Genomic DNA, 7,789 nt, shown 5'->3' on the forward strand with positions numbered 1-7,789 from the left:
TGTCCTGCGGGCCAGTGGTCGATGGAAGCCATTCCAGGCGGCGCAGGTATCGGCAACGTGTGCCGTTGCCAGGGGTTTTGTCAGCGACTGTGGCCGCGGCCGGGGTTTCGTACAGTCAGATACAAAGACGATGCGCTGATGCGCATCGGGGCGTTGCGCGCCCGCGTGCGGGCAGCGATATCCACCCGAAAGCGCCCGGCCAGGACCGGCGCGCGAATGTATCCCACTGTAGAAACCCGCCTGCGCCCTACAGTCCGGTACAACTCCGCGCTGCGGAGAAACAGCGCCGATACACCGGCAGGCGGAAATGGCCACTCCCAACTCCGGAGTGCCCCCATGATCCGTACCTGCTTGCTGGCCGCCGCTCTCGCCCTTGCCGCCGCCCCTGCCTTCGCTGCCCGGGCCGATACCGCTGCACCGCCCACCGTCATCCTGGTGCACGGCGCGTTCGCTGATGGCTCCAGCTGGAGCAAGGTCATCAGCACCCTGCATGACTGGAAGCTGCCGGCGGTGGCCGTCCAGAATCCGCTCACCTCGTTGGCCGACGACGTCGCCGCCACCCGTCGTGCGATTGCCGCTGCGCCTGGCAAGGTGGTGCTGGTCGGCCACAGCTGGGGTGGCACGGTCATCACCGAAGCGGGCAATGACCCGAAGGTGCAGGCGCTGGTGTATGTGGCGGCGTTCGCACCGGATGCAGGGCAATCATCGGCGCAACAGGGCGAAGGCTTCCCGGTCGGTCCGGGCCTGGCCCGCCTGCAGGAAAGGGACGGCTACCTGACGTTGCCGGCTGACGCTGTCGCCCAGGACTTCGCGCCGGACGTGATGAAGAAGTCGGCCGCACTGCTGTACAGCACGCAGGTCCCGTTGAAGGCCAGCGCGCTGGGCGAAGTAGTGAACGTTGCGGCGTGGCGCAGCAAGCCGAGCTGGTACGTGCTCAGCCGTGACGATCGCATGCTGTCGCCGCAGCTGCAGGCCGCCACCGCAAAGCGCATTGGCGCGCAGCTGCAATCGATCGGCAGCAGCCATGTGTCGCTGCTTTCGCATCCGGCGCAGGTGGCCGACAGTATCCTGGAAGCGGCGGGGGTGAAGCCGGCGGAACTGCCACTGGCCGAGCAGGGGGGCTGAGCGATGGCCGGCCTGCGTGCGTACGTGCTGCCGTTGCTGATGGGCGTGCTGGGTGGGGCTGCGCTGTTGATGGCCTGGCCCAGCCCGGAGGCCGATGCGCAGCCGGCACAGGCCGTTCCCGCCGCCGGGTTCGACGGTGGCGGGCCCTGGCACAACAGCCCGCCGCTCACACTGGAGCAGTTGCGGGGGCAGGTGGTGCTGGTCGAGTTCTGGACCTACACCTGCAGCAACTGCCTCAACGTGGCGCCGTATGTCCACCAGTGGCATGCACGCTACGCGTCGCAGGGCCTGAGGGTGATCGGCGTGCATACGCCGGAGTTCGCCTATGAAGGGCTGCCTGGCAACGTGCGCAAGGCCATCGCACGGTTGGACATCGCCTGGCCGGTGGTGCAGGACAACCAGTACCGGATCTGGAACGCCTGGGGCAACCGCTTCTGGCCCGCACTGTACCTGCTCGACCGGCAGGGGCGGGTGGTCTACCGCCATTACGGCGAGGGCGACTACGCACGTACCGAAAGCGAGATCCAGCGCCTGCTGGCCAACCCCTGAGCCGCGCTACCATGGCCGCACCGCGCGGCCTTGACCTTCGTCCTCATCGAGAACGCAATGAACCACGTACCGCACATCCTGGTCGTCGACGATGACAGCGAGATCCGCCAGATGCTGGCCGATTACCTGCAACGCAACGGCCTGCGCGTGAGCCAGGCCGACGGTGGCCGGGCCATGCGCGCGCTGATGGATACCCATGCCGTGGATCTGGTCGTGCTGGACGTGATGATGCCGGGCGAGGACGGACTGAGCCTGTGCCGCAACCTGCGCGCCGGCAAGCATCGTGCGGTGCCGGTGGTGCTGCTGACTGCCCGCGACGACGAAACCGACCGCATCATCGGCCTGGAAATGGGCGCTGATGACTACGTGACCAAGCCCTTCTCTTCGCGCGAACTGCTGGCACGCATCAATGCGGTGATCCGCCGCACCCGGATGTTGCCGCCGAATCTGCAGGTGAGCGAAGCCGGTCGCCAGCTGGCCTTCGGCGAGTGGCGCCTGGACACCACCGCACGCCATCTGCTGGATGCACAGGACACCGCGTATCCACTCAGTGGCGCCGAATTCCGCCTGTTGCGCGTATTCCTCGATCACGCCAATCGGGTGCTCAGCCGCGACCAGCTGCTCAGCCTCACCCAGGGCCGCGATGCCGAACTGTTCGATCGCTCGATCGACCTGCTGGTCAGCCGCGTGCGGCAGCGCCTGGGTGACGACGCACGCGAGCCGACCTACATCAAGACCGTGCGCAGCGAAGGCTATGTGTTCAGCGTGCCGGTGCAGTTGCTGGGGCCGGACGAATGAACACCACCGCGCGCCGCCCACGCTGGCCGCGCACGCTGTCGGCGCGGCTGCTGCTGGTGCTGCTGGGCGGACTGGCGCTGGCCCACGCACTGTCCTTCGGCCTGCTGTTCTTCGAACGCTACCAGTCCACCCGCAGCATGATGCTGCGCAATCTGGACGAAGACGTGGCCGTGAGTGTCGCGCTGCTGGAGCACCTGCCCGCGGACCAGCGCGATGCCTGGGTGCCGCGGCTGGAGCGGCGCACCTACCGTTACCTGCTGCGCCCGGCCGCGGCCGGACCGGGGCTGCAGACCGATCGTGCACGCCAGGTCACGGCGATCATCGATGACAGCCTGCAGCACCGCTATCCGTTGCAGGCGCGCCAGGTGGCTCGCCTGCCGGAGCGGTTCGAGGTGGAACTGCGCCTGCACGACGGCACTCCCTTGACCATTGAAGTCACCCCGTCGGGCCTGCCGCTGGCGCGCTGGCTGCCCGCCGTGCTGCTGGTGCAGCTGGCGCTGCTGCTGGTGTGCGCGTGGCTGGCGGTGCGCCTGGCCATGCGCCCGCTGCAGCAGTTGTCGCATGCGGTGGAGCATCTGCAGCCGGGCAAGGACGGGCCTGCACTGCCTGAAGATGGCCCGGCGGAAGTGGGCGGCGCAGCAGCCGCGCTCAACGCACTGCAGGCACGCATTCGTGGCCATGTCAGTGAACGCCTGCAGATCCTGGCCGCGATCTCGCATGACCTGCAGACCCCCATCACGCGCATGAAGCTCCGGGTGGAGACCCTGCCTGAAGACAGCACCCAGCAGCGGCTGCTGGCCGACCTCGACCACCTTGGGCAACTGGTGCGCGAGGGTGTGGCCTATGCGCGCAGCAGCCACGTCGCCAGTGGCGCGCCGGTGTCGATGGACCTGGGCGCGTTCCTGGCCAGTGTGGTCGGCGATTACGAGGACATGGGCAAGCCGGTCAGTGGCGGAGCACCCGCTGGACTGGTCGTGCAGACCTGGCCGCAGCCGCTGCGCCGGGTGGTCGGCAATCTGGTCGACAATGCACTCCGCTACGCCGGCGCTGCCGAGATCGAGGCCGGCCGTGACGAGGCCGGAAGGGTATGGATCGGAATTTCCGACCGTGGCCCGGGCATCCCCGAGGACCAGCTGCAGGCAGTGCTGGCGCCGTTCCATCGGCTGGAAAGCTCGCGCAATCGCGATACCGGTGGCACTGGCCTGGGACTGGCCATCGCGGTGCAACTGGCGCAGTCGCTGGGCGGCTCGCTGCGGTTGCGCAACCGCGAGGGTGGCGGGCTGATGGCTGAGCTGCAGCTGCCGGGGTAACGGGCGGGGTCGGATCCCTTTGCGGGAGCGAAGGGCTCTGACCCCGATGTGGGATCTGTGACGTTCCTGCACGGCCTTGGGATCGGCGATCATCTGCAGGGAGTGTCGAAACCAGGAAGCACGCAATGCAGGGAACGCAGCATTCAATCCAGCGCCCGCGCCACGTCGCGCTGCTGGTCGGTCTGCTCGCGCTGGCGGCCTGCCAGCGCACACCGGACGCACCGACCGACGCACCCGCAGCGGGCACACCGCCTGCCGCCCCGGCCACCGCAACAGATCTCTCTCCGCTGCTCGACGCCTTGCCGACCTGCGCGCTGGACGGCTGGTACATCGATCAGCAGACCGGGCGCCCGGCCCATCCCTGGTTGGCGGCGAACGCGCCGAAGCCCTGCAAGGAAGACGTGGAGAACGAGATCGCCACGTTCTGCGTGCAGGGGCAGTGGAAGGGGCTGCCGGTGGAAGAGGTGATCCTGCCGACGATGACATTCGTTTCGTTCCGTGGGGCCAGGATCGGCCTGCCGCTGGAGAAGGCACGTCCCATCGTCCGCCAGCGTTTCGGCCAGGACTTCCCGGGTGATGCGGCTTACGAGGCGGGCCGCGAGCCGAAGCTGATGGCCGATCCCGAAGATGCGCAGCGTTCGTGGCTGCTGTGCAGCACCCCGGAACTGGGCCACGACGTGGACAGCGAGGGAAGCATCAGCTATTCCGGCATGAACCTGCCCTACGACCACGACGGTTGCAGTTACCGCTACAGCCCGGTCGACTTCTGCGATGCGCGGCACCGCGCAGCCATCGAAGATGCCCTCCAGCATCAGAAACCCAATTTCAACCGGCACTACCTGCTGGTACAGGTCGATGATCGTCCGGAGTATTTCCAGCGCACGCTGGTGCTGGTCGATACCCGCACGGGCAGGGCGACGCCACTGCCGTTCGATGCCTCCACCGGGCCGGCGGGAAAGGGCGGTGATGCTACCGGCTACGGGACACTGGAGACGGGCGTGGACCGGCAGCAGTTCTGCCTCGATGGCGCGTTGCTGGTCTACCGCGTGTTCGAGGAAGGGCGCTTCTGCTTCGGTTTTGACGGTGAGCGCTTCACCGGCCATGAAACCCAGTACATGCAGGCAGCGGATGGCCGATGACCGGTATTTCACCCGGGCCATGACATCCTGCCCCGAACCTGCGCAACCGGGACCGAGGCTGTTGAAGGCGAACACGCAATGACCGCGGCGCGGCAGCGCTCGATGTGGGTGGCGGGCCTGTCCACGGTAGTGGAGTGGTACGACTTCACCCTGTACCTGTATTTCGCCACGGTGCTGTCGCGGGTGTTCTTCGGCGGCGGCGAACAGGCGCTGCTGGTCACGCTGGCAGGCTTCGCGGTGTCCTACCTGATGCGCCCGCTGGGCGCGCTGTGCTTCGGCCACCTGGGCGACCGCCTGGGCCGGCGCTGGATGCTGCTGGCTTCGATGGCGTTGATGGCGGCGGCGATGCTGGCCACTGCGTTGCTGCCGACCGCGGCCACCGCAGGTACCACGGCGGGCGTGCTACTGCTGGTATTGCGCTGCGTGATGGCGTTTTCGGTGGGCGGTGAGTACACCGGCGTGGTGGCATATCTGCTGGAAAGCGCACCGGCGCGGCGGCGTGGCCTGGTGACCTCGCTGGCCTCGGCCGCCAGTGAAGTAGGCGCACTGCTGGCGGTAGCGATCTCGGCGGTCACCGTGGCGCTGCTCGCGCCCGCGCAGCTGGACAGCTGGGGCTGGCGTATTCCGTTCTTCGTCGGCGCTGCGCTGGCACTGGTGATCCTGGTCGCGCGCTCGGGCATGCACGAGTCGCCGGAGTTCGAGCGGCAGCGCCGCGAGGGCAGCATTCCCGCGACGCCGCTGAAGCATGTGCTGCGCAACCATCCGCTGGCGGTGGCGCGCACGTTCGCGATCTCGGCGCTGGGCTCGATTACTTACTACGTCGGCATCACCTATGTGCCCGCATTCCTGCATGCGCGGGGCCACGATGAGGGCGATGCGCTGTGGCTGTCGACGATTGCGGCCGTGGCGGTGATCGCGATCACGCCCCTGTGCGGCGCATTGTCCGACCGTGTCGGACGACGGCCGGTGCTGTTGGGCCTGACCGTGCTGGCAGCGCTGCTGCCGCTGTCCTTGTTCGCGTGGATGGCGCAGGCGACGCCGCTGGGCATCGCGCTGGCCGCGGTGTTGCTGGCCTGCGTGGCCGGTGGCGTGAGCGCGGTGGCGGCCCCGGCCACGGCCGAGCAGTTCCCCGGCGAAGGGCGGGTGAGTGGGCTGGCACTGGGCGTGACCATGGCCACGGCCTTCTTCGGCGGGGCAACGCCATGGCTGGCGCAATGGTGGGTGGAACGCAGCGGGTGGGCAGCAGCGCCAGGCGCGATGATCGCGCTGGTGGCGGTGCTGGTGCTGCCGGTGCTGTGGACCCTGCCCGAGACGGTCCCGGGCAGGGCCAGGCGCTAGCCGGTCAGACCTTCAGGGTCTGCTCGATGTCGGCCAGTACTGCAGCCGCATCCACGCCGATGGCAATCGACTGCACCACGTGGCCGTCCCACACGCTGGGGCCGAACGCCAGGCCTTCCGGCTTGGGGATGGTCATGCCGCGGGCAACACCGTCGGTGGCCACGCGCACGCTGGCGCGCTCGAACTGGAACAGCTCCGGACGGGTCAGCGCGATGCAGGCGCAGCAGTCGTGCACGACCATGCCCTTGTGGCCGGCCTGCAGGTAGAAGTCCACGTAATCCTGCGACAGCGCACGCACCAGTTCGGCATCGGCACCGCCGATGGCGGCCAGCTTGTCCAGACCGTCACGGTCCATTTCCACGCGGGTGGTCACGTCCAGGCCGATGGCGGTCACCGGCCAGCTGGCGGTGAACACCACGTCGGCCGCTTCGGCATCGCCCCAGATGTTGGCTTCGGCGGCCGGGGTGATGTTGCCGTTGACGTGGAAGGCGCCGCCCATGATCACCACGCCGCGCACCAGGCCGGCGATGTCCGGGGCTTGCTGCAGGGCCAGCGCGAGGTTGGTCATGCGGCCGACCGCGACCAGGGTCACTTCGCCCGGATGGGCGCGGACCAGGTCGATGATCAGCTGGTGAGCGGGGCGCGCGTCGGCGGCCACGTCCAGTTCGGCCGGCACCGGGTGGTTGCCCAGGCCGTTGTGGCCGTGGATGTGCACCGGCCAGGCTTCCGGGGTGGCTTCCGGCTGCAGCGGGCCACCGGCACCGCGCGCGACCGGGGCGGCGAAGCCCCAGGCCTGCTTCAGGTACAGCGCGTTGTGCGTGGTCGACTCCACCGAGGCATTGCCGAAGGTGGTGGTGACGCCGATCAGGTCAATCTGGGCGTGCTTGTGCAGGTACAGCAGGGCCAGGGCGTCGTCGACGCCCGGGTCGGTATCGAAAATGACTTTCAGCATGTTGTTGTTCTTCTTCTTCCGTGTGGTGCGGGGGGCGCCGGCGGCCTGGAAGCAGGCCGGCGCGCCCTGCATTGTCCCATCTTCATGACGGGCAGGGCCATTGCCGGGCTGGCAGGCCCATAATGCCCTCCAGTCCAGGCATGGAGCCACCGAATGCTGATCGTTGCCCTTCTGCTGGTCCTGCTGGTGCTGGGCCTGAACGTGGCGGCTACCGTGGTGATCGTCAGGCGTGATGGCCTGTCGGCGGGTGGCCGCGCAGTGCAGCTGCTGCTGGTCTGGCTGCTGCCGCTGGTCGGCGCCATCCTGTGCCTGGCAGTGGCCACGGCCGATGGCTCGGGCAGCCGGGGGGATGGCGGCGCAAGCCATGACACCTCCGTTGGCTATTCCGGTGACAGCCACAGCCATCACAGCTACAGCAGCTCCGACTGCAGCAGTGATGGTGGTGGGGGGGACGGCGGCAGCTGCGGCGATTGAGGTCCCTGTAGCGGGGGGGGGGCCGCCGCGCAGCCCCAAGGAACAAAGCCCCCCCCCCCGGCGGAAAAAAAAAAACAACAGAGAAAAAACCAAAAAAAACCGCG

The 7,789-nt window shown here is 68.2% G+C and carries 8 protein-coding genes; 7 read left to right on the forward strand and 1 reads right to left on the reverse strand.

Features of this window, described 5'->3' with window-relative positions; all coding sequences use genetic code 11:
- Positions 1 to 336: 336 nt before the first annotated feature.
- The 6 genes from AC5JLE_RS06265 (at position 337) to AC5JLE_RS06290 (ending at position 6,259) form a co-directional block, all read left to right on the forward strand.
- Entirely contained in the window at positions 337 to 1,125 is a 789-nt protein-coding gene (locus AC5JLE_RS06265) for an alpha/beta fold hydrolase (protein ID WP_197562040.1), read from the forward strand.
- Positions 1,126 to 1,128: 3 nt separating this feature from the next.
- On the forward strand, positions 1,129 to 1,674 hold the full coding sequence (locus AC5JLE_RS06270; RefSeq protein ID WP_481478724.1) for a redoxin family protein: 546 nt from the start codon (positions 1,129 to 1,131) through the stop codon (positions 1,672 to 1,674).
- A gap of 57 nt (positions 1,675 to 1,731) precedes the next feature.
- Positions 1,732 to 2,472 carry a response regulator gene (locus AC5JLE_RS06275; protein ID WP_032960784.1) on the forward strand — a complete coding sequence of 247 codons (741 nt, stop codon included), beginning with the start codon at positions 1,732 to 1,734 and terminating at the stop codon, positions 2,470 to 2,472.
- Positions 2,469 to 3,782: a sensor histidine kinase gene (locus AC5JLE_RS06280; protein ID WP_262216609.1), complete on the forward strand. Its 1,314-nt coding sequence runs from the start codon at positions 2,469 to 2,471 to the stop codon at positions 3,780 to 3,782. Before AC5JLE_RS06275 ends, AC5JLE_RS06280 begins: the two co-directional genes overlap by 4 nt.
- A 125-nt stretch (positions 3,783 to 3,907) precedes the next feature.
- The gene (locus tag AC5JLE_RS06285; protein WP_262216610.1) at positions 3,908 to 4,921 is read left to right on the forward strand and encodes a hypothetical protein; all 1,014 of its coding nucleotides are present in this window, start codon (positions 3,908 to 3,910) and stop codon (positions 4,919 to 4,921) included.
- A gap of 78 nt (positions 4,922 to 4,999) precedes the next feature.
- Positions 5,000 to 6,259 carry an MFS transporter gene (locus AC5JLE_RS06290; protein WP_262216611.1) on the forward strand — a complete coding sequence of 420 codons (1,260 nt, stop codon included), beginning with the start codon at positions 5,000 to 5,002 and terminating at the stop codon, positions 6,257 to 6,259.
- 4 nt (positions 6,260 to 6,263) lie between these two features.
- Here the strand turns inward: AC5JLE_RS06290 and AC5JLE_RS06295 are convergent, their stop codons facing one another.
- Complete coding sequence (locus AC5JLE_RS06295) at positions 6,264 to 7,211, reverse strand: nucleoside hydrolase (protein WP_024956998.1); 948 nt, start codon at positions 7,209 to 7,211, stop codon at positions 6,264 to 6,266.
- A gap of 153 nt (positions 7,212 to 7,364) precedes the next feature.
- On the opposite strand from AC5JLE_RS06295, the gene AC5JLE_RS06300 reads away from it, so the two are divergent.
- Positions 7,365 to 7,685, forward strand: coding sequence for a hypothetical protein (locus AC5JLE_RS06300; protein WP_032960776.1), 321 nt, complete (start codon positions 7,365 to 7,367; stop codon positions 7,683 to 7,685).
- The last annotated feature ends 104 nt before the right edge of the window (positions 7,686 to 7,789 follow it).

The organism is Stenotrophomonas sp. (assembly GCF_059505245.1).